The organism is Nonomuraea sp. B12E4, assembly GCF_039871825.1.
Classification (GTDB): Bacteria; Actinomycetota; Actinomycetes; order Streptosporangiales; family Streptosporangiaceae; genus Nonomuraea.
In genome coordinates, this window is record NZ_JBDPME010000011.1 from 151313 (window position 1) to 177296 (window position 25984).

Below are 25984 nucleotides of genomic sequence, written 5' to 3' on the forward strand. Positions count from 1 at the left end.
ACATTCTTGGGCTGAAGGGATGGCATGAGGGGCCACGTACCCATTGACACGAGTCCGGACAGCGCGCGATGGCGGGACACGCGGCTGTCGCCCGCCGAGCGGGCCGAGGCGCTCGTCCCGCTCATGACATTGGAGGAGAAGGTCGCCCAGCTCGTCGGGGTGTGGGCGGGAGCCGACGCCTCGGGTGAGGGCGTCGCCCCGCACCAGACCGACCTGGTGGGCAGCGTGGACTGGGACACCGTCATCGGCCACGGGCTGGGCCAGCTCACCCGCCCGTACGGGACCGCGCCGGTCGATCCCGCCGCCGGCGCCCGCTCGCTGGCCGCCTCCCAGCGGCAGATCGTGGCGGCCAGCAGGTTCGGGATCCCGGCGCAGGTGCACGAGGAGTGCCTGACCGGGTTCGCCGCCTGGCGGGCGAGCGTCTACCCGGCGCCGCTGAGCTGGGGCGCGTCCTTCGACCCCGAGCTGGTCGAGGAGATGGGCGGGCGGATCGGCCGGTCCATGCGAGCCGCGGGCGTGCACCAGGGGCTGGCCCCGGTCCTGGACGTGACCAGGGACTACCGGTGGGGCCGCACCGAGGAGACGATCGGCGAGGATCCGTACCTGGTCGGGACCGTCGGCGCCGCCTACGTGCGGGGCCTGGAGAAGGCCGGGATCGTCGCCACGCTGAAGCACTTCGCCGGCTACTCGGCCTCCCGGGGCGGCCGCAACCTCGCGCCCGTGCCGATGGGCCGCAGGGAGCTGGCCGATGTCGTGCTGCCGCCGTTCGAGATGGCGTTGCGGCTGGGCGGCGCCCGGTCGGTGATGAACTCCTACTGCGAGATCGACGGCGTGCCCGTCGCGGCCGACGAGACCCTGCTGACCGGGCTGCTGCGCGAGGAGTGGGGATTCACCGGCACGGTGGTCTCCGACTACTTCGCCGTCCGGTTCCTGGAGCGCCTGCACGGCGTGGCCGGGGACGGCTCGCACGCGGCGGCGCTGGCCCTGCGGGCCGGGATCGACGTCGAGCTGCCCACGGCCGACACCTACGCCGCCCCGCTGATCGAGGCGGTCAAGGCGGGCAAGGTGGACGAGGCGCTGGTCGACCGGGCGCTGCGCCGGGTGCTGGCGCAGAAGGCCGAGCTCGGCCTGCTCGACGCGGACTGGCGGTGCCTGCCCGGCGAGGCCGAGAGCCTGCGCCTCGACGACGGGCCGAGCCAGGACCTCGCCCTGCGGCTGGCCCGGGAGTCCGTCGTCGTGCTCCGCAACACCGGCGCGATCCTGCCGCTGTCGGCGGGGCTGCGGGTGGCCGTCGTGGGCCCCGTCGCCGACGACCCGATGGCGATGCTCGGCTGCTACACCTTCCCCGCGCACATCGGCGAGCATCCCGAGCACGGGCTCGGGCTGGAGATCCCGTCGCTGCGCGAGGAGCTCGGCCGGCTCGTCCCGGACCTGACGTACGAGCGCGGGTGCGGAATCACCGATGAGGACACCTCCGGCATCGCCGCGGCGGCCGCCGCGGCCGCGGCGAGCGACGTGTGCGTGCTGGCCGTCGGGGACCGGGCGGGGCTGTTCGGGCGGGGCACCTCCGGCGAGGGGTGCGACGCCGCCGACCTGCGCCTGCCGGGTGTGCAGCCCGAGCTCGTCAGCGCCGTGCTCGCCACCGGCACCCCCGTGGTCCTGGTGCTGCTCGCCGGCCGCCCGTACGCGCTCGGCCCGGAGACCGAGGCCGCCGCGGCCGTCGTCTACGGCTTCTTCCCCGGCCAGCGGGGCGGCCAGGCGATGGCCGAGGTGCTCACCGGCGCGGTCGCCCCGTCGGGGCGGCTGCCGGTCAGCGTGCCCCGCGACGCCGGCGGCCTGCCCGCGACCTACCTGTCGCCGTGGCTGGGCCACCGCTCCGAGGTGTCGTCGGTGGACCCGACCCCGGCCTACCCGTTCGGGCACGGGCTGAGTTACACGACCTTCGAGTGGAGCGACGCCGCGGTGTCCGATCCGCGCGACTCCGTGGGGTCCGCGCCCGCCTGGCCGGTCGACGGGGAGGTGAGCGTCGGCATCACGGTCCGCAACGCCGGGCCGCGGCCCGGCACGGAGGTCGTCCAGCTCTACCTGCACGACCCGGTCGCGCAGACCACCCGGCCGGTGGTCCGCCTGATCGGCTACGCGCGCGTGCCGCTGGAGCCCGGCCGCTCCGCCCGCGTGACCTTCGACGTCCCGGCCGACGTCACGTCCTTCGTCGGACTGAGCGGCCGGCGCGTCGTCGAGCCCGGCGACGTCGAGCTGCGCTTCGGCCGCTCCAGCGCGGACATGGCGGCGAGCGTGCCGCTGCGCCTCGTCGGCGCCGAGCGCGAGGCCGGCCACGACCGGCGGCTGGGGCCGGCGACGCGGGTGGAGCACGACCCACCGGAGGGCCGGGGATGAGCACCTCGAAGACGCTGGACCCGGGCACGGCGCGGATGCGCCGGTCCGGGCCGCGTCCCGGCCGGCGCGCCCGCCCCCGGTCCGACGGCTGGCGCGCCGCACTGCGCCGCGACTGGCGGCTGTACACGCTGGCGATCCTGCCGCTGCTGTTCTTCCTGATCTTCCGGTACGCGCCGATGCTCGGCAACGTGATCGCCTTCCGGAAGTTCGAGCCGGGCGGCAACGTGCTGGGCGAGGAATGGGTCGGCCTGCGTTACGTGCGGCTGTTTCTGAGTGACCCGACGTTCTGGAACGTGTTCACCAACACCCTGATCCTCGGGGCGCTGACCCTGCTGTTCTGCTGGCCGCTGCCCATCGCGCTGGCGCTGCTCCTCAACGAGGTGCGCAGCAGGCGCCTCAAGCGGTTCCTGCAGTCGGTGTCCTACCTGCCGCACTTCCTGTCGATCGTCATCGTGGCCGGCATCGTCATGCAGATGCTGGCCATCGACGGGCCGATCAACCAGATCGTGAAGGTGTTCGGCGGGGAGCCCACGGCCTTCCTGCAGGAACCGGAGTGGTTCCGCACGATCTTCGTCTCGTCGGAGGTCTGGCAGACCGTCGGGTGGGGCACCATCCTCTACCTGGCCGCGCTGACGACCATCGACGAGCAGCTCTACGAGGCGGCCAGGATGGACGGCGCCGGCCGGTGGCGGCAGATCTGGCACGTGACCCTGCCGGGCATCGCGCCCACGGCGATCACGCTGCTGATCCTCAACCTCGGCACGTTCATGACCACGGGCTTCGAGAAGATCCTGCTGCTGTACAACGCGCTGACCTATCCGACCGCCGACGTGATCACCACGTACCTGTACCGCATGGGCGTGGAGTCCAGCAACCTCAGCTACGCGGCCGCGATCGGCCTGTTCGAGGCCCTGATCGGGGTGGTGCTGATCGTGTCCGCGAACGTGATCTCCCGGCGCGTGGTGGGGACGGGCCTGTGGTGACGCTCGCCAAGAGCCGCGGCCACCGCCTCTTCCAAGGGGTCAACGCCGTCATCCTGACCGGCGTCGTGATCGTGACGCTCTATCCCTTCGTCAACATCGTCGCCCGCTCGTTCAGCGACGAGCGCTACATCCTGAGCGGGCAGGTCAACCTCATCCCCCGCGGGTTCAACCTCACGACGTACCGGATCGTGATCTCCGATCCGATGTTCTGGACGAACTACGCCAACACCGTGGTCTACACCGTCGTCGCCACGGCCGTCGCGATGACGCTGACGACCTGTTACGCATACGTGCTGTCCAAGAAGCACCTCAAGGGCCGTACGGTCCTGATCTGGGTCGCCGTCTTCACCATGATCTTCTCCGGCGGCCTGATCCCCCAGTACGTGCTGGTCAACGGCCTCGGGATGACGAACACCATCTGGGCCATCGTCCTGCCCAACGCCATCAGCGTGTTCAACCTCCTGGTCATGAAGACGTTCTTCGAGAACCTGCCGAACGAGCTGGAGGAGGCCGCCGCCATCGACGGCCTGAACACGTACGGCATCCTGCTGCGGATCGTGCTGCCGCTGTCGAAGGCGGTCATCGCCACGATGGTGCTGTTCTACGCCGTCTCGTTCTGGAACTCGTGGTTCACGGCCTTCCTCTACCTGAACGAGACGGAGTTGTTCCCGGTGACCATCTACCTGCGCAATCTCATCGCCGGGGCCACCGGCGCCGAGTCCGCGGGCGCCATCACGTCCGAGGTGTCGCAGGCCGCCGCCAACATCCAGTCGGTGGCGATCACGCTCACCGTTCTTCCCATCCTGGCGGTCTATCCCTTCGTCCAGAGGTACTTCGTCTCCGGAGTCATGCTCGGCGCGGTGAAGGGCTAGCCCGTCCCCTCCCAGGCAAAGGAAACCCCCCATGCGCGAACTCTCACGACGTCAGGCGATCATCGGTCTGGGTGCGTTCACCCTCGCGGTCGCGGGTTGCGGCGAGGGCGAGACGCCGAAGAAGACCGGCGACGTGTCCGCGAACAAGGCGGGCTCGATGGCGGGCTACGCCGTCGGCCGGCAGTTCAAGGCGACCGAGCCGATCTCGTTCGACGTGCTCTACAACAACCACTCGTTCTACCCGCTCAAGAACGACTGGCTGTTCTGGCAGGAGCTCACCAAGCGGACCAACGTGACACTCAAGCCGGTGGCGGTGCCGCTGAGCGACTACGAGAAGAAGCGCGGCCTGCTGGTGGGCTCCGGCCAGGCGCCGCTCATCATCCCGAAGACCTACCACCCGCAGGAGGAGGCCTTCGTCGCCTCCGGTGCCATCCTGCCGGTCAGCGAGTACATGGACCTGATGCCGAACTTCAAGGACCAGGTCGCCAAGTGGCGGATGGACCCCGAGCTCAACCTGCTCCGGCAGGCCGACGGCCGCTTCTACCTGCTGCCCGGGCTCCACGAGGAGATCTGGGTGGACTACACCCTGGCGGTCAGGACCGACATCATGGAGAAGCTCGGCCTGGAGACCCCCAAGACCTGGGACGACCTGTACACGGTGCTCAAGGCGATGAAGGCCGAATACCCCGACCTCTATCCGATGACCGACCGGTGGGGCGTCCCCACGCCGGGCGGCAACCTGCTCAAGCTGGTCGCCCAGGCCTACGGCACCAAGGGCGGGTGGGAGTACCAGCACGCGACCTGGGACCCCGCCCTCGGGAAGTTCGCCTACACCGGCGCCATGCCGCAGTACAAGCAGATGATCGAATATCTGAACAAGCTGGTGAAGGAGAAGCTGCTCGACCCGGAGAGCTTCACCCAGCAGGACGAGCAGGCCAAGCAGAAGTTCAACTCCGGCAAGTCGTTCGTCATCAGCGCCAACGCGCAGTCGCTGATCAACGACTACCGGCCGACGCTGACCGAGCTCAACCCCGAAGCCAAGATCGCCAAGATCCCGGTGCCGCTGGGCCCGGTGGGAGACTACAAGATCGGCCCGCGGACCGAGAACGGTGTCATGATCTCCAAGAAGGCGCTGGAGAACAAGAACTTCGTGGCGCTGATGCAGTTCATCGACTGGCTCTGGTATTCCCCCGAGGGCGCCGAGTTCGCGAAGTGGGGCGTCGAGGGGACGACGTACACCAAGGACGCCTCCGGCCACTACAAGCTGGCCGACGACATCGACTTCGTGGGCCTCAACGCCGGGGCGCCCAAGCACCTGCAGAAGGACTTCGGCTTCTCCAACGGCGTGTTCGCCTACGGCGGCACCACCGAGCTGCTCAACTCCACCTTCTCCGAGGAGGAGCTGGAGTTCCAGAACGTGATGAACGCGCGCAAGCCGTGGCCGGTGGAGCCGCCGCACCCGTTCAACGACGAGGAGCGCGAGCAGGCCACGCTGTGGGAGACACCGCTGAAGGACCACGTCACCCAGCAGACGCTCAAGTTCATCCTCGGCGAGCGTGACCTGAGCGAGTGGGACGCCTACGTCAAGGAGCTGGAGGGCAAGAACATGACCTCCTACATGAACATCGTGAACACCGCCTACGAGCGGTTCAAGAAGGAGCACGGTTGAGCGATACGGCCGCCCGGAGCCTGCGCGGGTTCGGCCAGGGACCTCTCTCGCGGGTCTCGGCGCTGGTCTACAGCCTGCTGGCCGTGGAGCTGCTGTTCCTGGCCACCGCCCTGCCCGGGCTGGCCGGGCTCGTCCTGCTCGACCGGTCGGCGGGGAACGTCCCGCTGGCCGCCGCCTGCGCGCTGCCCCTCGGCCCCGCGCTGTCGGCCGCCCTGTACGCCCTGCGCCGCCGCGGCCGAGACCTGGCGGACCTGCGACCGGCGGCGGCGTTCTGGCGCGGCTACCGGGCCAACGTGCGCGGCGTGCTGAAGATCTGGGTTCCGTGGCTGGCGGGGATGACCGTCATCGGGACGAACCTGGCGAACTTCGGTGCCGCGGGCGTGCCCGGCTGGTGGGCGGTGCTGCTCGTCCTCGTGGCGGTGGCGGCGACCCTGTGGGCCGGCAACGCGCTGGTCATCACCTCGCTGTTCGAGTTCCGCCCGGTGGACGTCGCCCGGCTGGCGGTCTACTTCTTCGGCCGCCGCCCCGCCGTCACCCTGGCCAACCTCAGCCTGCTCGTCGTGGCCGGCGGCCTCACGCTGGTGGTCACCGAGGCGGCGGTGGCGCTGCTGGCCGCCGGTTTCCTGGCGGTGCTGCTGTGGAACTCCCGGTCGATGGTCGAGGAGGTCGAGCGGGAGTTCACCGCCTGATCAGTGGATGCGCCGGCCGCGGGCGTCGGGCACCCCCGACTTGCGGAAGAAGTAGGTGTTGACCTGGTCACGCCACTCCTCGGCGGAGCGGAGCTGCTCGCCGAGCAGCTCCCGCACCCTGGCGTGCAGCGCGGGTTCCACCGAGCCCGCGGCCTCCTCCCAGAGCCGCCCGTACGCGGCCGCCTCCTCGGCGCCCGCGAAATGGGTGTCGTAGATGTGCTGGATGACCGTCGAGCCGTCGTGCAGCACGTGCCCGTAGGGGACGTGGTGGAAGAACAGCAGCAGCTCGTCGGGGCAGCGCTCGGGCGACTCGTAGACCTCCGACCACGGCGGCGGGTACTGGCCGGTGAAGCCGGTGCCCGAGGCGCGGGTGCGGTCCACGCCGACGCCGTCGCGGTCGGCGAAGTGGTAGGTGCCCCACGGGGTGTACTCGTAGCCGTCCACGTCGGGGCCGTAGTGGTGGCCGGGGCGGACCATGAAGCCGGCGCCGAGCGGCGCGGTGTAGCGCTCGTAGGTGCGCCAGGAGCCGTCCATCAGCGCGTGCAGCGTGCCGCGCGGCGGGTCGGGCGCGGGCGCGAACGTCAGGTCGATCCACTCGTCGAGGATGGCGGCCGGCTCCAGCCAGGGGTCCCAGGCCAGGCGGCCGAAGGCGTAGAGGTTGGCCTGGGCGAGCGGGTGGCCGGTCCAGTACGGGTCGTCGCCCACGTTGGACACCGCCACCATCTCGCCCGCCACCTCCGCCACGGCCCGCCCGGCCGGCCCCCACGGCCGGAACCCGAGCACCTCCCGCCACATCGGTGCCAGATAGCACACGTGCCGCTGCTGGCCGGTGTATTCCTGCGTCGCCTGGAACTCCACCGCCAGCCGCGTCCGGGGCATCGCCGCGATCACCGGTGACACCGGCTCGCGCGGCTGGAAGTCCATCGGCCCGTGCTTCACCTGAAGGATCACGTTGTCCCGGAACTCGCCGTCGAGCGGCTGGAAGTGGTCGTGGGCCGCGCGGGCCCGGTCGGTCGAGCGGTCCCGCCAGTCCTGGCGGTGGTTGTAGACGAAGGCGCGCCAGTGCACGACCCCGCCGAACGGCTCCAGCGCGTCGGCGAGCACGCCGGCGCCGTCGGCGTGGGTGCGCCCGTAGGCGAACGGGCCCGGCTGCCCCTCGGAGTCGGCCTTGACCACGTAACCGCCGAAATCGGGGATCGTCTCGTAGACCCGCGCGGTGGTGGCGGCCCACCACTCGCGCACCCGCTCGTCGAGGGGGTCGGCGCCGGGCAGCCCGCCCAGCGCGACGGGGGAGGCGAAGTTGACCGACAGGTGCACGCGGATCCCGTACGGGCGCAGCGCGCCGGCGATCGCCGCGACGTCCCCGAGCCGGTCCGTCAGCAGGTGGGCCTCGGTGGCGTGCACGTTGACGTTGTTGACCGTGATCGCGTTGACCCCGCACGCGGCCAGCAGCCGCCCGTAGGCCCGCACCCGGGTCAGGTCCCCGCGCGCCGCCCCGTCCGCCCAGAAGATCGAACCGCCCGCGTAACCCCGCTCCACCTGGCCCATCACCGGGTGCACGGCCACGTTGTCCCAGTGATCCACCATGCGCCGCGGCACCGCGGGCCGGTGCGTCTCCGCCGGCCGCGCGGCCCCGAACGCGGCCTCGCCCAGCCGTACCACGTGGAACAGGCCGTACAGCAGGCCCGCCGGGTCGTCGGCGAGCACGACCGTGACGCCGTCGTGGCGGGCGAGCACGAAACCCTGCTCGCCGGGGCCCTCCGGGCCGGCCAGCCGCGCCGCGGCGGCGGGCAGGGGCCGGGCGGTGGAGAGCGCGAGCACCAGGTCGGGCGAGTCCGCCGTCAGGCTGCCGCCATGGCGGGCGCAGGCCGCCTCGGCCTCCTCGCGCACGGTGCCGGCGAGCGGCCCGTCGCCGCACACCAGGACGCGCCGCGAGCCGATCGCCCGGAACGCCTCGGGAGGCAGCCAGGCCGCGTGGACGCCGTTCGGCTCGGGAATGGTCACGGGACTCCTTCGGCACGCCGGTGCGGACCAAGATCCTATCGCCATGCCGTAGGGCAGGGAGACAATGCAGGCGGCTCAGAGGTGACCTGGAAGCTTGTCGGGATTGGCCACCCGCAGGAACGCGAGGATCCGCCCCCCGCGCACCTCCACGGTGTCGATACAGCGCGGCCGCCCCTCGCGGCAGGTCGCCAGCCCCGGGTCCCCGTTCACCTCGACCACCTCCATCCGGTCGCCGGGCCGGTGGGTGCCGAACCACAGCAGCATCCGGGCGACCCGCTCCACCCCATGGACGGGCGCCCGCGCCGCCGTGGCCTTCCCGCCGCCGTCGGCCACGTAGACGACGTCGGGGTCCAGCAAGCCGACCAGCGCCGCGAGATCGCCCGCCTGGGAGGCGGCGCGGAAGGCCCGCAGCACCTCCTCCCGCTCGGCCCGGCCGGCCCGCTGCGGCATCCGCGCCCCCGCCACCCGCCGCCGCGCCCGGGAGGCCAGCTTCCCGCAGGCCACCGGCGACCTGCCGAGCACGCCCGCGATCTGCTCGAACGGCAGCTCGAACACCTCGTGCAGGACGAACGCCACCCGCTCGGGCGGCGGCAACTCCCGCATCACCAGCAACATCGCGGTGCTGACCGAGTCGTCGATGAGCACCCGGTGCGCCACGTCGGGACCGGTCAGGAGCGGTTCGGGCAGCCACGGCCCGACATATCCCACCTTGCGGACCCGCGCGGAGTTGATCACGTTGTACGAGATGCGCGCCGCCACGGTCACCAGCCAGGCCCGCAGATCCGCCACCTCGGACAGATCAGCCCCCGCCGCCCGCAGCCAGACGTCCTGGAGCACGTCCTCCGCCTCGGTGACGCTCCCCAGCAGCCGGTACGCGGTGCCGAAGACGGCGGGCCGGTGCAGCTCCCACTCCTCGTCGAGCCGCGCACTCCGATCGATTCCCACCCCTCCAGATAACCGCAGGTCACAGGGTGCTTCGTGCCCCGGGGGCAGCGGAACGGCGGCCGCCGTGACGGGATCCCGGGCCGGGCTTGACCTGGAGTGCGTTCCAGCTCACCCAGGACATGAAGGTGCTGGACCACAAGATCGGCTCGTTCCGGGCGCGGATGTGAGGCGCGGTGTCCGGGTCTCCGGCGGTGAGAGGGAGCGGGTGCGGTCGAGGGGCGGCCGCCGCCCCGGGCCCCTCGGGCGCGGATGAAAATTTCAGGGGAATCCGCAGGTCGTTGATTGCCGCCGGACGGGCGGGTTGACGGTCGATCCTTACCCGTGCCATCAAGGCTCTGACAGGGCAGCCGCGCCCCTAATTAGGCTGACCCTCCAACAAACTCCGGTGCAAGGCACCGGTCCGACCAGTGGGAAAGCGCTTACCGAAGAGCGCAGAGGGGTAGGTACAGCGGCCTTGAGATTCCAACCACGTACCAGACGGCTCCTGGTGATGGCGACGGCGCTGGCGGGTGTCACCGCCGTGCTGCCGCCCGCGGCGCAGGCGAAGTCGATGGACAGGGACGGCCCGTGGCCGTCGAACACCGGCAGCGTGCACATCACTCAGACGCGCAACACCGGCTCGTTGTTCGACGGCGGCATGAAGCGCCACTACGGCATCGGCGACGGCGGCCAGAGCGAGAGCCAGGACCCGATGTTCGTCGTGCCCAACGGCGGCACGATCCAGAACGTCATCCTCGACGCCCCGGCCGGAGACGGCATCCACTGCCAGGGCTCGTGCACGATCCGCAACGTGTGGTGGAACGACGTGGGCGAGGACGCCGCGACGTTCATGTCCTCCAGCTCGTCGGCGACGTACCTGGTCGACGGCGGCGGCGCCCGGTCCGCCTCGGACAAGGTGTTCCAGCACAACGGCGCCGGAACGCTGACCATCAGGAACTTCCAGGTGCACAGCTCGGGCAAGCTCTATCGCGCCTGCGGCAACTGCTCCAGCTCCTACCGGCGCAACGTGGTCATGGACGGCATCACCGCCCGCTCCACCAAGGTGCTGGCCGGGATCAACACCAACTGGGGCGACACCGCGCGCTTCAGGAACATCGCCGTGTACGGCAGCGGCACCACCATCTGCGAGAAGTACCGGGGCGTCCCGAAGGGCAGTGAGCCGGTCAAGATCGGCTCGGGCGCGGACGGCGTGAACTGCCTCTACTCCTCCTCCGACATCACCATCCGCTGACAGGACTCCGGCTCTCGGGGAAGCGCGCCCTTCCCCGAGGGTCTCGGAATGTTAGCGCTACTATCAACCAGCGAGGTGCGCGTGAAACGCCTGGCCATCCTGCCGATGCTGCTCATCGGCTGCTTCCTGATGAAGGCGGGCACCGCGTCGTCGATCACGGAGTTCGACGCGTGGATGTTCCGCGACTGGTGGCGCCACCTGAAGAGCTGTTACGGCCGCTGACCGCGCCGCCACCGCGCCGCCACCGCTCCGGCCAGGCGGGTTGCCGCGCGGCCCGGTGCTCGTCCCGGGCCGGCCGGTGGCGCCGGATGACCGGTCGCACGAGAGCCCGGGGCGCCCCGTTTTCCACCCCTGTCCGTGGTGGGGTGGAAAACGGGGCGCCGGTCAGGCCATGATCGGCACCCGGTTTCCGGTGCGGGCGGACTCCAGCGCGGCCGTCACCATGGCCAGGCTCCGGATGTTGTCGTGGCACTCGCCCTGCGGCGCCCGCCCCGTACGCAGCCCCGCCACGAACTCGTCCAGCCCCTCCGCCAGCCCGGCGAAGCGCCGCCGCCCGGGGAACGGGTCGGCCTCCGGGGCGTGCGGCCGTACCACGTGGCCCTCGACGGCCTCGGCGGTCGGGTCGCCGTCGCCGTCCCAGCGAGCCGTGCCGTGCGACCCGGCCGCTCGCCAGCTCCCCGTCCACGACGTCGCGCCGCCGGGCGCCGACCAGCTCCCGGTGAACGTGTACCGCAGCCCGCCGGTCATCTCGAAGATCGCGGTGGCCGAGCAGGCGCCCGGATACCAGGTCCACGCGGGCCGGAACGACTCGCAGTAGACCGAGACCGGATCGCTCCCCGAGACCGCCCGGGCCGCGTCGAACAGGTGGATGGCCATGTCCTGTAACAGCGGGTGCTCCAGCTCGTCGAGGAACGGCCGCCCCCGGTACGGCATGTAGAACTCCGACGTCAGCAGCCCGAGCGGCCCGAGCTCGGCCACCGTGCGCCGGAAGGCCACCAGGGTCGGCTTGAAACGGCGGTTCTGGTTGACCGCGAACAGCCGCCGCGCCTCGTCGGCCGCCCCCACCATGGAGCGGGCCTCCGCCAGCGTGACCGACATGGGCTTCTCGCTCAGCACCGACACTCCACGCCTGAGCGCGGTGACCGTCACGTCGTGATGTGCCCGCGGAACCGTGCAGTTGACGATGAAGTCGGGCTCCTGGCCGTCCAGCACGGCGGTCAGCGAGGAGCTGACCGGCAGGTCGTCCAGGCCGAGCTTGGCGGCGGCGGCGCGGGCCAGGTCCTCGGCCACGTCCACCCAGCCGACCAGCTCGGTGTCGGGGTGGGCGAGCAGCTCCGGCGCCCACTCGCCGCCGATGAAGCCGGCGCCGACCACCACGGCACGCAGCGGCCGGTCCGCCGTCACGGTGTCGAAGGCCGGGCTGCCGGCCTCCTTGGGGGAGGAGGTCAAGGGGGTTGGGCTGTCGGACGGCAAGGCGGCTCCTACCACTGGATGGGGGTGTGAACGTTCTGCAGGGGGTCGCCGGGCTGCTCGGCCGGGGCGGCCCACAGGACCGCGTTGGCCAGCACGCGCCGCACGCCGGGGTGGTAGTAGATGGGGTATTCCTGGTCGCCGGGGCTGAAGTAGAAGACCCGGCCGAGACCCCTGCGGTAACAGCAGCCGCTGCGGAAGACCTCGCCGCCGCTGAAGTTGCTGATGAAGACCAGCTCGTCCGGCTGGGGGATGCCGAACGGCTCGCCGTAGGTCTCCTGCCGCTCGATGACCAGCGGCCGGGGCACGCCCCGCGCGATCGGATGGCCGGGGGAGACCGTCCAGACCAGCTCCCGCTCGGCGGCGTCGCGCCAGTTGAGCGTGCAGGTGGTGCCCATCAGGGCGCGGAAGATCTTGGAGTAGTGGCCCGAGTGCAGCACGATCAGGCCCATGCCGCCCAGCACGCGCCGGCGTACCCGCTCGACGATCTTGTCATCGACCTCCTCGTGCGCCATGTGCCCCCACCAGGTGAGCACGTCGGTCCCGGCCAGGGTCTCGTCCGTGAGGCCGTGCTCGGGGTCGTCGAGTACGGCCGTGCGCACGCGTACCCGCTCGCCGAGCAGCTCGGTCAGTCCCGCCGCGATGGCGCCGTGGATGCCGTCGGGGTAGCGGCGGCGCACGTCCTCCTCGCGTTGCTCGTGGTAGTTCTCGCTCCAGACAGTGACGTTGACCGCCATCCGCTTCCCTCCGGTCGTGGCTCGTCAGATCGATTTCTGCCCAGCCCGTGGTGACCGGGAAACGGGTCACGCCGCGCGGGCGTCCCAGTCGATGTGGTGGGCGTAGATCCAGCGGCTGGGCGCCGACCTCGGCCGGGCCGCCTCGGGGGAGTCCGTGTGCTGACACCCCTGGGGACGGGCCTGCTCGAAACGCCGTGAGGCGCGGTCCCGGTCCTGGATGGGTGGGCACACGTACCTCTTCCGTGGTGGCGGCCCCGGGAGTCGCGACGCACGGGCCGTCACCGGGGCGTGGGCGCGGCGTGGACCTGGTGGTGCGCGGGCGATACCCAGGGGCTCAACCCGGGCCTTCCCCTGGTTATATACGGTGTCAAGTTTGGTCATAGTTATCGATGCCGACCGGGCGTCATGCCCGATGAGCACGGAATCGAGGCGTATATGACCGAAGCGAGAAGCGCTGTTGACCAGGACACGGGCGAAGTTCCGCACGTGGAGATCACCCTCGACGTCAACGGCGTCCCGTACGGGCTGCGCGTGGACGCCCGGGTCACCCTCCTGGACGCGTTACGCGACCACCTCGGCCTGACCGGGGCCAAGAAGGGGTGTGACCAGGGTGCCTGCGGGGCCTGCACGGTGCTGATCGACGGCAGGCGCGTGGTGGCCTGCCTGACGCTCGCCGCCCAGTGCGAGGACCGTCGCATCACCACGATCGAGTCCCTGGCCGAGGGAGGCACGCCGCACCCGCTCCAGACGATGCTCGGGTGCCGGCCGAGGGATGTCGGCGGCGTGGACGTGGCCCTGAAGGGCGGTCGCCGGCCCTGCGGCTGGAACCGGCGTTCGGCTGCGGAACGGCGCAAGGTCCAGGATGACGGGGCGAGCGTCTGGCCTGCCGTTCTCTGGAAGATCTCCGCACCCTCGTCGGCGCGATCAGCAGCCTACCCGTCGGGCCGGTGAACGGATCTCTCATGCCCGCCACCCGCGTCGATCTGGCGGCCCGTGTCGTGATCCGCGGAATGTCGGAGCGGCCTGCTTCGTGATCCGCGGATTGTCGGAGCGGCCCGATAAAGTCCCGCCATGGTTGACGCGATGGTGGTGTGCTCGCCTGCCCGATCCCCGGGTGGCAGGCCTTCGGCGGTGCGGGCGTGAACACCCGCCGGACAGTGGCACCAGAAGCCCTCCGGGGGACGGTCGGCGACGTCCGCCGGGCAGTGGCGCCAGACGCCCTCCAAGGGACGGCGCCGGACGATCGCCGAAGGGCGACGGCATCGGGTGGTCGCCGGGTGACGGCACCGGAGGTCCGCCGGGCGACCTCACAGCGCGCCTGGGACGATCTCCTCAAGCTCGCCAGGGCCGGTGACACCGTGGGGACCGTGCGCCTGGTCACCGAGTTCGACGCCGCCGGGCGCAAGGCGGTCGCGGCCCGGTTGTCCGATCACGTGACCGAGCAGGGCCGGGCCGGCCGGTGGTGGGACTGGCCGGGGCAGTGCGCGCCGCTCATGGTGGCGGGGGTCGCCTGCCTGGGCGGGCCGGCGGCGGTGGCGGCCTGGTTGTTCCGGCCGGAGCTGCGGTGGGCGGCCGACGGCGATCTCGGCTGCCTGCCCGAGCTGTTGCGGCGGCGGCCGGCGGGGTGGCGGGCGGACCTGGCGCGCCGGGTGGCCGCCCGGGTGCGGCTGCCGGAGCTGCGGCACTGGGCGCTGGCCGCGGAGCTGGTCCGGGAGACGGGGATCGAGCCGCCGGACGACGCGGCGTTCATGGCCGGCTGGTTGCGGGCGTTGAGCCCGGCGCCGGCCGCGGGTGATCGGCTGTTCACCGCCTACCGGCGGCGGGTCTTCGAGATCGATGGCCTGGCCACGGCCGACCTGTGGCGGGTGGTCGAGTCGGTCGTCCGGCTCGTGGCCGACGGACGGCTGGAGCGGGCGGCGGTGATCGACGGACTGGTGCGGCGGCTGCTGCGGGACGGGCCGGGCGCGCCGGTGCCGTTCGCGGTCCTGCACGACCGGCTCGACCTGGACCTCGACGAGGCCGCCCGGCGCGCGGCGGACTACGCGGCGCTGCTGCCCGCCGGGCCGGTCGCGGTGGCCGATCTGGCGCTGGCGCAGCTACGGCGGCTGGAGGAGTCGGGGCGGCTGGCTGAGGAGCTGTTCGCCGAGGCAGTGGCGGCGCTGGCGTTCCGGCCGGAGAAGAAGCTGCTGCGCGCGGTCGTCTCGTGGGCGGGCGACGCCGTGCTGCGCGACGCCGGGCGGGTGCCGGCCGTGTTGCGTGCGATGTCGTCGATCTTCACGCAGGACACTCTCGCCCTGCGGGAGCAGGCCGTGCGGCTCGCCGTCAAGCTGGCGCCGCAGGCCGACCAGGCGGCTCGTGAGGTGGTCAGGGAGGCGGCGGCCGGGCTGCCGGCCGAGCTCCGGGAGCAGATCGCGCCGGCGTACGGGGGCGGCATCGCCGAGCAGGCGGCCCTCACCGCGGCGGCCCTGACGGCCGGGCACGCGCCGAGCCTGCCGGGGCCCATCGCCTCGCCGGAGGAGCTCGCCCGCGAGATCGCCGCCTTCGACTGGCCGCCCGACCCCTACACCTACGAACGCCTCCTCGCCGGGCTGGCCGACTGGTCGCACCGGGCGCCCTGGGCGTCGCGGGAGGCGTTGCGTGCCTGGTGGCAGCCGTTCGAACCGGCGGACTACGGGCACTTCGGGAGCGAGATCGACGAGGGGCTCGTGGCGGTGGTGCGCCGGGCCTTCCTGGCCTTCGCCTCGCCGGGCGACAGCAGGGCGCTGACGGCGGAGAGCGCATCCAAGCGGCGGCGGCCGCGGGCTCCCGGCGCGCTCGACCGGATCTACCTGGAGCGGGCGCGGGAGCTGGCGACGGCGTTCGAGCAGGGTACGGGTTACCCGGTGCTGCTGGCCACGCCCACGCGCGGCACCGGCCACGTCGATCCCGGGGTGCTGCTCGACCGGCTGGAGCTGCTGGAGGCCGGCGGGGCGGCGGCGCTGCCGGCCGACCTGGCGCAGGCGCTGCTGCGGCTGCCCCGCGTGGTCGGCGCCGTCCACGTCCGGCGTGCCGGGCGGCTGACCTCGGAGGCGGGGCGGGCGTGCGCGGCCTGGATGCGCGGCGGCGGCCTGGCCGATCCCCGCGTGACCGTGTCCGTACACGGCCGGGCCCACCTGCGGGCCGAGCTCGACCTGCCGTCCGCCGGTCTGGCGTCCGCTGGTCTGCTGTCCGCCGGCCCGCCTCCCGCTGGTCTGCCGTCCGCCGCCCCCTTGCTCGCCGACCTGCCGGTGGCGATTCGGGAGCTGTTCGAGCTGCAGACCGGCCACTCCTACACGCTGGGCTGGTGGCCCCTGGTCCTCCCTTCGCATCGGGAGCTGGTGGCGGCGCACCTGTCCTGCTACCTGCCGGCGTCGATGGCGGGCGCCGACCGGCAGACGGCGGTGCTGGCGAGCGTGGTGCACGGGGACGGCCCGCTGGGGGCGGGCATGGCGCACGCGCTGGCCTGCGGCATGGGCCACGAGAACGCCGCCGACCGCGGCGCGGCCACCGACGCGCTGCTCACCCTGGCGGCGCGGGGGGAGGTGCCGGTGGTGGCGCTGGCGGAGGCGGTGACGCGGCTGGTGCGGGCCGACTTCCTCAAGCTCAACCGGGTGGTCGCGGTGCTCGACGACGCCACGCAGGCCGGGGCCCAGGAGGTGGTGTGGGAGGTGGTCGTACGGGTCCTGCCGGGGTTGCTGCCCGCGGAGGGCGAGCGGCCGCGCGCCGGGGTCGCGGACCTGCTGGCGGCGGGGGCCAGGGCGGCCAGGATCGCGGGGGTCCGGGCGGAGGTTCCTGAGGTGGCGGCGGTGGCGGCACGTACGGGATCGAGCCGGCTCGTGCAGGAGGCGCGACGCTTATGGCACCTGATCACCTCACCTAAGGGATCTACGTTGTAAAGGCGCTCGCGGAGGCGGCCGCCTCGCCGATCTGGCCGCCACCCGCACTCTCCCGCGTGCTCATCGCCGTGCCACCCGTCGCTACGTCATGTGGCTCCCCGGACGTATATCAGCAGACGTCAGGAGCCGCCGCGTTCACCCGTCTCCGGGAGCAGCCTTGGGATCGTCCTGGCGGCTCCCCCTGGAAACCGCCGAGCTCAGGAGGACCTGGGCGCGTCGGGCCCGTCCTCCTCGGCGAGGGTGTGCGGGTGGTCGCGGACGTGGGTCAGGTCGGCTTCCATCCGGGCGGCGGCCTCGGCGAGCGCGGGCAGGACGTCGCGCAGCAGGTCGGCCGGGGTGGCGCGGCTGGCGTGGGTGGCGACGTTGACGGCCGCGACGGTCCGCCCGCCGGGGCCGCGCACGGGCACCGCGATCGAGCGCACGCCCTCCTCCAGCTCCTGGTCCACCAGGGCGTAGCCGTCGGCGGCGGCCTGCCGGATCACGGCGCCCAGCTCGGCGGGGGAGGTGACGGTGTAGCGCGACAGCGGACGGGGCACGATCGAGGCCAGCCGTTCGGCGGGCTGGTCGGCCAGCAGCACCCGGCCCATCGAGGTGGCGTACGCGGGGAAGCGGGTGCCGACGGTGATGTCCACGCTCATGATGCTCACCGTGGGCACGCGGGCCACGTAGACGACGTCGTCGCCGGACAGCACGGCGACGGAGGCCGACTCGCGCACCCGCGCCACCAGGTCGGCCAGGTGTGGCTGGACGATCTCGCGCAGAGTGCGGGCCGACAGGGGGGCGTAGCCGAGTTCCAGCACCTTGGGCAGCAGCACGTAGCGGTTGCCGTCGGCGGCGGCGTACCCGAGGCGTTCGAGCGTGTGGACCGCCCGCCGCACGCTGGCGCGGGGCAGGCCGGTGGTCCGGGCGGCGTCGGCGAGGCTCGCCCCGCCGACGGCCGAGCCGAGCGCGACCAGCACGGACAGACCGCGGGCCAGCGACTGCAGACCGCCGTCGGCCGGGCCGGCGGCGCGGACGGCCGGGCGGGGCTCGGGGGGCGGGCCGGCCAGGGCGGCCTCCATGCGGGCGACGGTCTCGCGCATGCGGGGCAGGGCGTGGGCGGCCAGCCCGGCGACGGTGTGCCTGCTGGTGTGGCTGACCACGCTCAGCGCGCAGACCGCCTTGCCGTCCGGGCCGCGTACGGGCAGCGCGACCGCGATCAGGCCCGGCTCGATGAGCTGGTCGTCCTCGGCCCACGGCGCGGCCGGGTCGAGCAGGGCCAGCCCGGCAGCGCAACGGTCGGCGGGCAACCGGTCGCCGACCCGGAAGACGATCGACATCGTGCGCCGCCGGGTGAACTGCGCGATGAAGCGCACCGCGTCGCCGTCCTGCACGGCCAGCGACACCGGCTCGGCCAGCTCGCGGGCCAGCTCCCCGGCCAGGGGCGCCAGGGCGTCACGCAGGCCGCCGCCGGTCAGGTAGGCCTCGCCGAGCTCCATCAGGCGCGGCGCGAGCAGCACGTCGCGGCCTTCGGCCCGCAGGTAGCCGAGCCGGACGAGTGTGTCCACCGCGCGGTCGACCGTGGCGCGGGCCAGGCCGGTGGCGCGGACCAGGTCCGTGGCGCGGGTGCGCCGGCCTGGATCGGCGGCGCAGGCGCGCAGCACCATCAGCCCGCGCTCCAGGGTTCCGGCCGGTTCCATCGTCTCCCCCTTCGAAGGAGCTTTGACATGAGCGCCTTCGCGTGAACATACTCGATCATAAGATAAATGAACTTTAGTTCACTGAGCGAACATATCGGCTGAACGGAGCGTCGTGCGCACAGACAAGGTGGTCGCGACGGCCGGGGAAGCGCTGGCGGGCGTGCGTGACGGCGCGTCGTTCGCGGTCGGCGGCTTCGGCCTGAGCGGTATCCCCAATGTTCTGATCCGGGCCCTCTATGACAGCGGGGTCACCGGTATCGGGGTGGTGTCGAACAACTGCGGGGTGGACGGCGGTGGGCTGGGTGTGCTGCTGGCCGCGGGCCGGATCGCCCGGGTGACCGCGTCCTACATCGGTGACAACAAGGAATTCGCCCGCCAGTATCTGGCGGGGGAGTTGGAGGTGGAGCTGACTCCGCAGGGCAGCCTGGCCGAGCGGTTGCGGGCCGGGGGTGCGGGGATCCCGGCGTTCTACACCCCGGCCGGGGTGGGCACGCCGGTCGCCGATGGCGGGTTGCCGCTGCGTCACCATCCGGACGGGTCGGTCGCGCTGGCGTCCCCGGCCAAGGAGGTGCGCACCTTTGACGGTCGTGCCTATGTGCTGGAGCACGCGATTACCACCGATTTCGCGCTGGTCCGGGCGGCGAAAGGGGATCGGTTCGGGAATCTGGTGTTCGCCAAGGCGGCGCGGAACTTCAATCCGCTGGCGGCGATGGCGGGGCGGGTCACCATCGCCGAGGTGGAGGAGTTGACGGAGCTGGATCCGGATGAGGTGCACCTGCCGGGGGTGTTCGTGCAGCGGGTGGTGCCGCTGACCGCTGAGCAGGCGGCGGACAAGGCGATCGAGAAGCGCACCATCACCGAGCCGAAGGGAGGGGTGGGGTCGTGAGCTGGAGTCGGGATGAGATGGTCGCCCGGGCGGCGGCCGAGTTGCGTGACGGTGACTACGTCAATCTGGGTATCGGGTTGCCCACCCGGATTCCGTCGTTCCTGCCGCCGGGGGTGGAGGTGGTGCTGCATTCGGAGAACGGCATTCTCGGGGTGGGCCCGTATCCGGCGGCGGACGCGGTGGACCCGGATCTGATCAATGCGGGCAAGGAGACGGTGACGGTGCGGGCGGGAGCGTCGTTCTTCGACTCCTCCCTGTCGTTCGGGATGATCCGCGGCGGCCATATCGACGTCGCGGTGCTCGGCGCGATGCAGGTGTCGGCCGGCGGGGATCTGGCCAACTGGATGGTGCCGGGCCGGTTGGTCAAGGGCATGGGCGGGGCGATGGATCTGGTGCACGGGGCCCGTAAGGTGCTGGTGATCATGGAGCATACGGCCAGGGACGGCTCGCCGAAGATCGTTGAGCGGTGTTCGCTGCCGTTGACGGGGCAGGGGTGCGTGCATCGGATCATCACCGACCTCGGCGTCCTCGACGTCACCGACCGGGGGCTGGCACTGGTCGAGTGCGCGCCTGGGGTGAGCGCGCAGGAACTGCGCGACCGTACGGATGCGGAGGTCGCCGCATGAAGGACGTCTACATCGTCGACGCCGTGCGCACGCCGTTCGGCCGCTACGGCGGCGCGCTGGCCGGCATTCGCCCCGATGACCTGGCCGCGCACGTGCTGACGGCGCTGGTCGAACGCACCGGCCAGGACACCGTGGACGAGGTGGTGCTGGGCAACGCCAACGGGGCGGGGGAGGAGAACCGTAACGTGGCTCGGATGGCCGCGCTGCTGGCGGGTCTGCCGGTGACCACGCCGGGGGTGACGGTGAACCGGTTGTGCGGCTCCGGCATGGAGGCGGTCATCCAGGCCTTCCGGGCGATCGCGGTGGGTGACGCCTCCGTGATGATCGCGGGTGGGGTGGAGTCGATGACCCGGGCGCCGTGGGTGTTGCCCAAGCCGGAGCGGGCGTTCCCGGCCGGCGGGCAGGAGCTGGTGTCCACCACGCTCGGCTGGCGGCTGGTCAACCCCCGGATGCCGGCCGAGCACACCGTCCCGTTGGGGGAGGGGGCGGAGTTGATCGCCGACCGGTATCGGATCGAGCGGGCGGCACAGGACGCGTTCGCGCTGGCCAGCCATCAGAAGGCGGCCAAGGCGTCGTTCGAGCGGGAGATCGTCCCGGTCGGCGCGCTGGTGCGGGATGAGGGGATCCGTCCGGACACGTCGCCGGAGGCGCTGGCGAAGTTGAAGCCGGCCTTCCGCAAGCAGGGAGGGACAGTGACGGCGGGGAATGCCTCTCCGCTCAACGACGGCGCCGCCGCCCTGCTGTTGACCGATGAGGAGGGGCTACGGGGGCGGGAGCCGCTGGCCCGGATCGTGGCCGGCGCGGTGAGCGCGTTGGAACCACGCTATTTCGGGTTGGGCCCGGTGGAGGCCACGCGCAGGGTGCTGGCCAAGACGGGCAAGGGGTTCGGGGAGCTGACGACCGCCGAGGTGAATGAGGCGTTCGCGGCGCAGGTGCTGGGGTGTCTGGCCGAGTTGCCTGACCTGGATCCGGCGATCGTGAATCCGGATGGCGGGGCGATCGCGTTGGGGCATCCGCTGGGTGCGTCGGGGGCTCGGATCACGGGCGCGGTGGCGCACCGGTTGGCCGCGGCTGGTTCGGGGGCCGGGCTGGCCACACTCTGTATCGGCGTCGGACAAGGCCTGGCCCTCATCCTCGAAAGGTAGGCGACATGCACCAACCTCCCAAGCAGGCTGACATCGACCGGCAGATCGCTGAACTGCGCGCGGAGGGCGGCGGGGACCACCCCTCCCGCGACTACGCGCCGTACCGCAGCACCCGGCTGCGCCACCCCAGGCAACCGCTGGTCCCGATCAAGGATCCCGAGGCCGCCGAGCTGGCCGGCCCCGTCTTCGGCGCCACCGACGTGACCGCCTTCGACTCCGACCTCACCAAGCAGCACCTCGGCGAGCCGCTCGGCGAGCGCATCACCGTCACCGGCCGGGTGCTCGACCGCGACGGCCGTCCCGTGCGCGGCCAGCTCGTGGAGATCTGGCAGGCCAACGCCTCCGGCCGCTACCTGCACCAGCGCGACGACCACCCGGCGCCGCTCGACCCCAACTTCACCGGCGTGGGCCGCTGCCTGACCGGCGCGGACGGCACCTACACCTTCACCACGATCAAGCCCGGCGCCTACCCGTGGCGCAACCACCTCAACGCCTGGCGGCCCGCGCACATCCACTTCTCCCTCTTCGGCACGGCGTTCACGCAGCGCCTGGTCACCCAGATGTACTTCCCCGGCGACCCGCTGTTCCCCTTGGACCCGATCATGCAGTCGGTCACCGACGACCAGGCCCGGCAACGGCTGGTCGCCGCCTACGACCACGAGCTGTCCAAGCCGGAGTGGTCCCTCGGCTACCGCTGGGACATCGTCCTGGACGGCCCCACCGCAACCTGGATGGAGGAAGGCCGATGAACCCCACCCCCTCGCAGACCGTCGGCCCCTTCTACGGCTTCGCGCTGCCCTTCCCCGGCGGGGGCGACCTCGCCACCGGCGGGATCGTCGTCCACGGCCACGTCTACGACGGCGCGGGCGAGCCGGTGCCCGACGCGCTGCTGGAGTTCTGGCAGCCCGACCCCTCGGGATCGCTCCGCGGCAGTCCCGGTACGCTGCGGCGCGACCCGGTCAACGGCGCCGTGCTGGGCCGGGACGGCGTGCGCTTCACCGGGTTCGGCCGGGTGCCCACCGACCTCGACGGGCACTGGACCCTGCGGACGCTGGAGCCCGGCAACGGCTACATCAGCGTCTGCGTCTTCGCCCGCGGCCTGCTGCACCACCTCTACACCCGCATCTACTTCGGCCACGACCGCTTCCTCGACTCGCTGCCCCCCGAGCGTCGGCAGACCCTGGTGCCCGTGCGGGAGCGCCCGGGCGTCCACCGCTTCGACATCCACCTGCAGGGCGAGAAGGAGACGGTCTTCCTGGACTTCGGCTGACCGGTCACCAGTTGCGCCAGTACCGGTAGATCACCGAGTCGTTGTAGGGGCTGTCGTGCCAGGCGTGGCGCACGCGTGCCCACTGGCCCCACTTCGAGACGATGCCGTCCAGCCAGTACGTGTTGTCGCCCGGGTCGTTCATCCACACGTTCCCGAAAGGCGAGGTGGAGTACCAGGCGAAGGCGTGGCAGTTGTACTTGCGGGTCGCGTCGGTCTCACGGACGGCGTCGGGGTAGGTGGAGTCGACGATCCCGTTGACCCTGGTGATCTCCGCCGCGCTCAGCTCGAAGGTGCGGCCGGCCTGGCCGGCTGCGCGGCGGGGCCGCCGGAAACGGGGGCGGGCGTGTTCCAGCGGCTCGGCCTGTGGCTGCACGCCGCCGAGGCCGAGACGGCCGCCGCGAGGACGCACCGGCCGGGAGATCGCCCGCAGACTCGGCCTCTCGGTAGGCACGGTGGACAACTACCTGTGCCGCGCCTACGCCAAGCTCGGGGTGTCCGGCAGGACGGAACTCGCCGATCTCCTGGCCCGCTGAACGGAACCCGGCCCACACCGCCAGGAACCCGGCTCACCGCTCCAGGAAACCCGCCACGATCGCGGCGAACTCGGCCGCCCGGTGCTCCAGCGGGATCATCCCGTCCTCGATCACCGCCCTCTCGCTGCCCGGCAGCCGGGCGGCCAGCCGGTCCAGCTCGGGAAAGGCGAACGGATCCCCGGCGGCCCCGACCAGCAGCACCGGGCAGCGGACCAGCCCCACCCGCTCCTCCATCCGGTACGCCGCCACCGCCTGGTGCCCCCGCTCCACCTCGGGCAGCACGGTGAGCGCGTCGCGGACGTAGCGGTTGAGCAGCCGCCACGGATAGTACGGCGCCCGGTTGCGCCACATCGCGGTCAGGTGGGAACCGTCGGCACTCACGCTGACGGCGTCGATGGGCGGCCGGTCGCGGCGGTGCGTCCGGCCCTCCTGGTCGATCATCGGCGTGGACGACAGCACCAGCCGCGACACCCGCTCCGGCGCCCGCGCCGCCACCTCGACCGCCACCACGCCTCCCGTGTGATGCCCGGCCACGGCGGCCACGGCCAGGCCGAGCGCGTCCATGAGGGCGAGCACGCCGGCGGCGTAGTCCCCGATGGAGTGGCGCGGGGGAGGGGCGGAGTTGCCGAAGCCGAGCGTGTCCATCGCGATGGCCCGCCGGGTACGCCCCAGCAGCGGCAGGACCTCGCGGTACTCGTCCCAGGAGCGCGGCGTCTGATGCAACAGGAGCACCGGCTCGCCCGCGCCGCACGAGGCGTAGTGGATCTGGCCGAAACGGGTGTCCGCATAGCCGAACCTGATCATCCGCGACTCCCGGGACCGCGCCGTCGCGGGGCCTCACGCACGCCCCCGCCACCGAACCACCCGACCAGCGTGCCCGAACCCGTACGCATCTGTCACGCGGTCACGCCCCACCGGCCAGCGCGCCCCACCGGCCGGAATGAAGCCGGAGGGGCGGTGACAAGCGAGGCCGTGAGGCGGCGGCCCGTGCCGGGTGTCAGAGACCGACGGCCTGCTGCAGGCCCTTGATGTCGATCTTCCGCATGCCCAGCATCGCCTGCATGGCCTGCTGCGCCTTGACCGGGTCGGGGTGGGCCAGCAGCTCTGGCAACTGCCTCGGGATGATCTGCCAGGACAGCCCGAACCGATCGGTCAGCCAGCCGCACTGCAGCTCCTTGCCGCCCTCGGTCAGCTTGGCCCACAGCTCGTCCACCTCCTCCTGCGACTCGCAGTCCACGTAGAGGGACATCGCCGGGGTGAGCGTGTACTGCGGGCCGCCGTTCAGCGCCTGGTACCGCTGCCCCGCCAGCTCGAACGTGACCACCATCGCCGGCCCCTCCTCACCCTGGCGCTGCACGTCGACGACGCGCGAGCCCGGGATCAGCGAGGTGTAGAAGGTGGCGGCCTCCTCGGCCTGGTCGTCGAACCAGAGGAACGTGGTGACCTTCTGCATGGTGCTTTCCCTTCATCTCGGATGTGCTTCCGACAACGCGTCGAACACTCCTCCCGCACATCGACACACCACTTCAAGATTTTTTCAATGAGGCTCGCCCTCTGCCCACCACGGCGATCGTTACCGGCGGCCCACCTCACCCGGCGGTGAACAAGCACTCGCGCCGACGGCCATCGGACGTTCGGCCGATCTCACTGGTCGCTCGGCCGACCCTTCGGTAGGTCCGTGATGACGGAGGGACGCGCATGGCCGGCCCGTCGCCAGATGCGGAAGCGGCAGGGGGTCGCGGGTGCCGCCTTTATTGATGCGGGCCTCGCCGGTTGGGCTGATGCCAAGAATGATCTCGATACAGCCGCCGCCCTGCCAGACGTGCATGCGGTAGCCGCGCTCGATCAGCGACCCGGAGACCTCGCCGGTGGTCCTGCCTTACCGGTCGAGGTGGCGCTGCTCGATCTCCAGCAGGAGGGTGGGCCGATACTGCTCGATCCGCTGAGCGAGGTCCCGGCGGCGATCGAGTACGTCGAGCGGGGACACGCCCGAGCCAAGGTCGTCATCACGGTATGACCCCCCGTTGCGCGGACCGGCCGGCCGGCGCGGATCAGGGCGCGGTCAGCGCCGCGTGGATGGTCGCGCCGTTGCGCTCCAGCCACGCCTCGCGCCGCTTGATCTCGTCGCCGACGCCCTCCTCCCACATCCGCGCCCAGCCGCCGCCCCGCTCCTCGGCGATCTGCTTCATCGAGAACCACGCGCGCCGCGTCCGCAGCACGGCCACCTCGACCAGCCGCGACCGGTCGACGTCCGACGTCCCGTAGGCGTCGGCCAGGATCCGGCAGCGGCGCGGCACGTCCACCCCCCGCAGCAGCGGGTCGGCGTCGGCGGGGTCGCCCAACGGCGCCCAGTACAACATCGCGTTGCACACCTCGTCCACCCGGGGGACCGGCTTGGCGAGGTCGAAGTCGATCAGCGCGGCCGCCCTGCCGTCCCGGAACACGATGTTGTCCGGCGTGTAGTCCATGTGCCCGACCAGCTCGGCCGGGTACGGCGGCGCGGGCGGCATCCCCGGCGGCGGCGAGACCCCCTGGCCGGGCCGGACCCCGGCGGGCACGACGAAACCGGCGACGGCGTCGTCGTAGTCGCGTACGAGCCGCCCGACGGAGGCCAGGCGCTCCTCGTCGGCGATCCAGCCGGGCCGCGGCCGCCCGGCGACCTCGCCGGACACGAAGGTCAGCACCTCCCGACCGGCCGCGTCGATGCCGAGGAGCCGCGGAGCGCCCGCGAACCCCACCTCCTCCAGATGACGCAGCAGCGCGTGGACGAGCGGCGTGTGGGGGCCGACCGGGCGGCGCACGGTGTCGCCGACCTGTACGACCCCCTCGGTGACGTCACCGCCGAGGAGCGGGATCTCGGGCTGGGACTCGGACGGTTCGGCGTACGTGAAGGCGTTCATCGTTTCCCTGGAGGGTCGGCAGCGGGCGAACTCG

26 protein-coding genes are annotated in these 25984 nt (G+C 72.1%); 16 read left to right on the top strand and 10 right to left on the bottom strand.

Annotation, left to right across the window (positions count from 1 at the left end):
• Window positions 1-24: 24 nt before the first annotated feature.
• The 5 genes from ABGB18_RS25220 to ABGB18_RS25240 are packed head-to-tail and all read left to right on the top strand — an operon-like array spanning window position 25 to window position 6610.
• A complete protein-coding gene (locus tag ABGB18_RS25220) occupies window positions 25-2397 on the top strand; it encodes a glycoside hydrolase family 3 N-terminal domain-containing protein (protein WP_347698054.1) in 2373 nt (790 codons plus the stop codon).
• Window positions 2394-3380, top strand: coding sequence for an ABC transporter permease subunit (locus ABGB18_RS25225; RefSeq protein ID WP_347698055.1), 987 nt, complete (start codon window positions 2394-2396; stop codon window positions 3378-3380). Before ABGB18_RS25220 ends, ABGB18_RS25225 begins: the two co-directional genes overlap by 4 nt.
• A complete protein-coding gene (locus ABGB18_RS25230) occupies window positions 3377-4252 on the top strand; it encodes a carbohydrate ABC transporter permease (protein ID WP_347698056.1) in 876 nt (291 codons plus the stop codon). The genes ABGB18_RS25225 and ABGB18_RS25230 overlap by 4 nt, the downstream gene beginning before the upstream one ends.
• A gap of 31 nt (window positions 4253-4283) precedes the next feature.
• Window positions 4284-5921: an extracellular solute-binding protein gene (locus tag ABGB18_RS25235; RefSeq protein WP_347698057.1), complete on the top strand. Its 1638-nt coding sequence runs from the start codon at window positions 4284-4286 to the stop codon at window positions 5919-5921.
• Window positions 5918-6610 (top strand): hypothetical protein, encoded by a 693-nt coding sequence (locus ABGB18_RS25240; protein WP_347698058.1) that lies wholly within the window; start codon window positions 5918-5920, stop codon window positions 6608-6610. Before ABGB18_RS25235 ends, ABGB18_RS25240 begins: the two co-directional genes overlap by 4 nt.
• On the opposite strand, the gene ABGB18_RS25245 is transcribed toward ABGB18_RS25240, so the two are convergent.
• Both ABGB18_RS25245 and sigJ read right to left on the bottom strand, forming a co-directional pair.
• Complete coding sequence (locus ABGB18_RS25245; protein WP_347698059.1) at window positions 6611-8614, bottom strand: alpha-glucuronidase; 2004 nt, start codon at window positions 8612-8614, stop codon at window positions 6611-6613. It abuts the gene before it with no gap.
• Window positions 8615-8689: 75 nt separating this feature from the next.
• Entirely contained in the window at window positions 8690-9559 is an 870-nt protein-coding gene (sigJ, locus tag ABGB18_RS25250) for an RNA polymerase sigma factor SigJ (RefSeq protein ID WP_347698060.1), read from the bottom strand.
• A gap of 454 nt (window positions 9560-10013) precedes the next feature.
• Between sigJ and ABGB18_RS25255 the strand changes: the two genes are divergently transcribed.
• A complete protein-coding gene (locus ABGB18_RS25255) occupies window positions 10014-10790 on the top strand; it encodes a pectate lyase (protein ID WP_347698061.1) in 777 nt (258 codons plus the stop codon).
• A 75-nt stretch (window positions 10791-10865) separates the two neighbouring features.
• Complete coding sequence (locus ABGB18_RS25260; protein ID WP_347698062.1) at window positions 10866-11012, top strand: hypothetical protein; 147 nt, start codon at window positions 10866-10868, stop codon at window positions 11010-11012.
• 162 nt (window positions 11013-11174) lie between these two features.
• On the opposite strand, the gene ABGB18_RS25265 is transcribed toward ABGB18_RS25260, so the two are convergent.
• The 3 genes from ABGB18_RS25265 to ABGB18_RS25275 form a co-directional block, all read right to left on the bottom strand.
• The gene (locus ABGB18_RS25265) at window positions 11175-12263 is read right to left on the bottom strand and encodes a Gfo/Idh/MocA family oxidoreductase (RefSeq protein ID WP_347698063.1); all 1089 of its coding nucleotides are present in this window, start codon (window positions 12261-12263) and stop codon (window positions 11175-11177) included.
• An 8-nt stretch (window positions 12264-12271) separates the two neighbouring features.
• Window positions 12272-12997, bottom strand: coding sequence for a ThuA domain-containing protein (locus ABGB18_RS25270; protein WP_347698064.1), 726 nt, complete (start codon window positions 12995-12997; stop codon window positions 12272-12274).
• Window positions 12998-13063: 66 nt separating this feature from the next.
• Window positions 13064-13228: a hypothetical protein gene (locus tag ABGB18_RS25275; RefSeq protein ID WP_347698065.1), complete on the bottom strand. Its 165-nt coding sequence runs from the start codon at window positions 13226-13228 to the stop codon at window positions 13064-13066.
• Between the two features lie 204 nt (window positions 13229-13432).
• On the opposite strand from ABGB18_RS25275, the gene ABGB18_RS25280 reads away from it, so the two are divergent.
• Together ABGB18_RS25280 and ABGB18_RS25285 are read left to right on the top strand one after the other, a co-directional pair.
• A complete protein-coding gene (locus ABGB18_RS25280; RefSeq protein WP_347698066.1) occupies window positions 13433-13948 on the top strand; it encodes a 2Fe-2S iron-sulfur cluster-binding protein in 516 nt (171 codons plus the stop codon).
• Between the two features lie 326 nt (window positions 13949-14274).
• Window positions 14275-16911, top strand: a complete 2637-nt coding sequence (locus tag ABGB18_RS25285; RefSeq protein ID WP_347698067.1) for a DUF6493 family protein — start codon at window positions 14275-14277, stop codon at window positions 16909-16911.
• 197 nt (window positions 16912-17108) lie between these two features.
• On the opposite strand, the gene ABGB18_RS25290 is transcribed toward ABGB18_RS25285, so the two are convergent.
• Complete coding sequence (locus ABGB18_RS25290) at window positions 17109-18590, bottom strand: IclR family transcriptional regulator C-terminal domain-containing protein (RefSeq protein ID WP_347698068.1); 1482 nt, start codon at window positions 18588-18590, stop codon at window positions 17109-17111.
• Between the two features lie 112 nt (window positions 18591-18702).
• On the opposite strand from ABGB18_RS25290, the gene ABGB18_RS25295 reads away from it, so the two are divergent.
• Genes ABGB18_RS25295 through pcaG form a run of 5 tightly spaced genes read left to right on the top strand, consistent with a single transcriptional unit; the run spans window position 18703 to window position 22517 of the window.
• On the top strand, window positions 18703-19476 hold the full coding sequence (locus ABGB18_RS25295) for a CoA transferase subunit A (RefSeq protein ID WP_347698069.1): 774 nt from the start codon (window positions 18703-18705) through the stop codon (window positions 19474-19476).
• Window positions 19473-20102 (top strand): CoA transferase subunit B, encoded by a 630-nt coding sequence (locus ABGB18_RS25300; protein ID WP_347698070.1) that lies wholly within the window; start codon window positions 19473-19475, stop codon window positions 20100-20102. Before ABGB18_RS25295 ends, ABGB18_RS25300 begins: the two co-directional genes overlap by 4 nt.
• Window positions 20099-21247 (top strand): acetyl-CoA C-acyltransferase, encoded by a 1149-nt coding sequence (locus ABGB18_RS25305; RefSeq protein ID WP_347698071.1) that lies wholly within the window; start codon window positions 20099-20101, stop codon window positions 21245-21247. The genes ABGB18_RS25300 and ABGB18_RS25305 overlap by 4 nt, the downstream gene beginning before the upstream one ends.
• A gap of 5 nt (window positions 21248-21252) precedes the next feature.
• On the top strand, window positions 21253-21996 hold the full coding sequence (pcaH, locus tag ABGB18_RS25310) for a protocatechuate 3,4-dioxygenase subunit beta (RefSeq protein WP_347698072.1): 744 nt from the start codon (window positions 21253-21255) through the stop codon (window positions 21994-21996).
• The gene (gene pcaG, locus ABGB18_RS25315; RefSeq protein ID WP_347698073.1) at window positions 21993-22517 is read left to right on the top strand and encodes a protocatechuate 3,4-dioxygenase subunit alpha; all 525 of its coding nucleotides are present in this window, start codon (window positions 21993-21995) and stop codon (window positions 22515-22517) included. Before pcaH ends, pcaG begins: the two co-directional genes overlap by 4 nt.
• 4 nt (window positions 22518-22521) lie before the next feature.
• Here pcaG and ABGB18_RS25320 read toward each other — a convergent pair whose 3' ends face one another.
• Window positions 22522-22968 carry a hypothetical protein gene (locus ABGB18_RS25320; protein WP_347698178.1) on the bottom strand — a complete coding sequence of 149 codons (447 nt, stop codon included), beginning with the start codon at window positions 22966-22968 and terminating at the stop codon, window positions 22522-22524.
• Between ABGB18_RS25320 and ABGB18_RS25325 the strand changes: the two genes are divergently transcribed.
• A complete protein-coding gene (locus tag ABGB18_RS25325) occupies window positions 22937-23050 on the top strand; it encodes a LuxR C-terminal-related transcriptional regulator (RefSeq protein WP_347698170.1) in 114 nt (37 codons plus the stop codon). The genes ABGB18_RS25320 and ABGB18_RS25325 overlap by 32 nt on opposite strands.
• Window positions 23051-23083: 33 nt before the next feature.
• Here the strand turns inward: ABGB18_RS25325 and ABGB18_RS25330 are convergent, their stop codons facing one another.
• Together ABGB18_RS25330 and ABGB18_RS25335 are read right to left on the bottom strand one after the other, a co-directional pair.
• Entirely contained in the window at window positions 23084-23854 is a 771-nt protein-coding gene (locus tag ABGB18_RS25330) for an alpha/beta hydrolase (protein ID WP_347698074.1), read from the bottom strand.
• A gap of 193 nt (window positions 23855-24047) precedes the next feature.
• Window positions 24048-24503 carry a VOC family protein gene (locus tag ABGB18_RS25335; protein WP_347698075.1) on the bottom strand — a complete coding sequence of 152 codons (456 nt, stop codon included), beginning with the start codon at window positions 24501-24503 and terminating at the stop codon, window positions 24048-24050.
• A gap of 264 nt (window positions 24504-24767) precedes the next feature.
• On the opposite strand from ABGB18_RS25335, the gene ABGB18_RS25340 reads away from it, so the two are divergent.
• Window positions 24768-25067, top strand: a complete 300-nt coding sequence (locus tag ABGB18_RS25340) for a hypothetical protein (protein ID WP_347698076.1) — start codon at window positions 24768-24770, stop codon at window positions 25065-25067.
• A gap of 34 nt (window positions 25068-25101) precedes the next feature.
• Here ABGB18_RS25340 and ABGB18_RS25345 read toward each other — a convergent pair whose 3' ends face one another.
• Window positions 25102-25950, bottom strand: coding sequence for a phosphotransferase (locus ABGB18_RS25345; RefSeq protein WP_347698077.1), 849 nt, complete (start codon window positions 25948-25950; stop codon window positions 25102-25104).
• Window positions 25951-25984 lie beyond the last annotated feature (34 nt).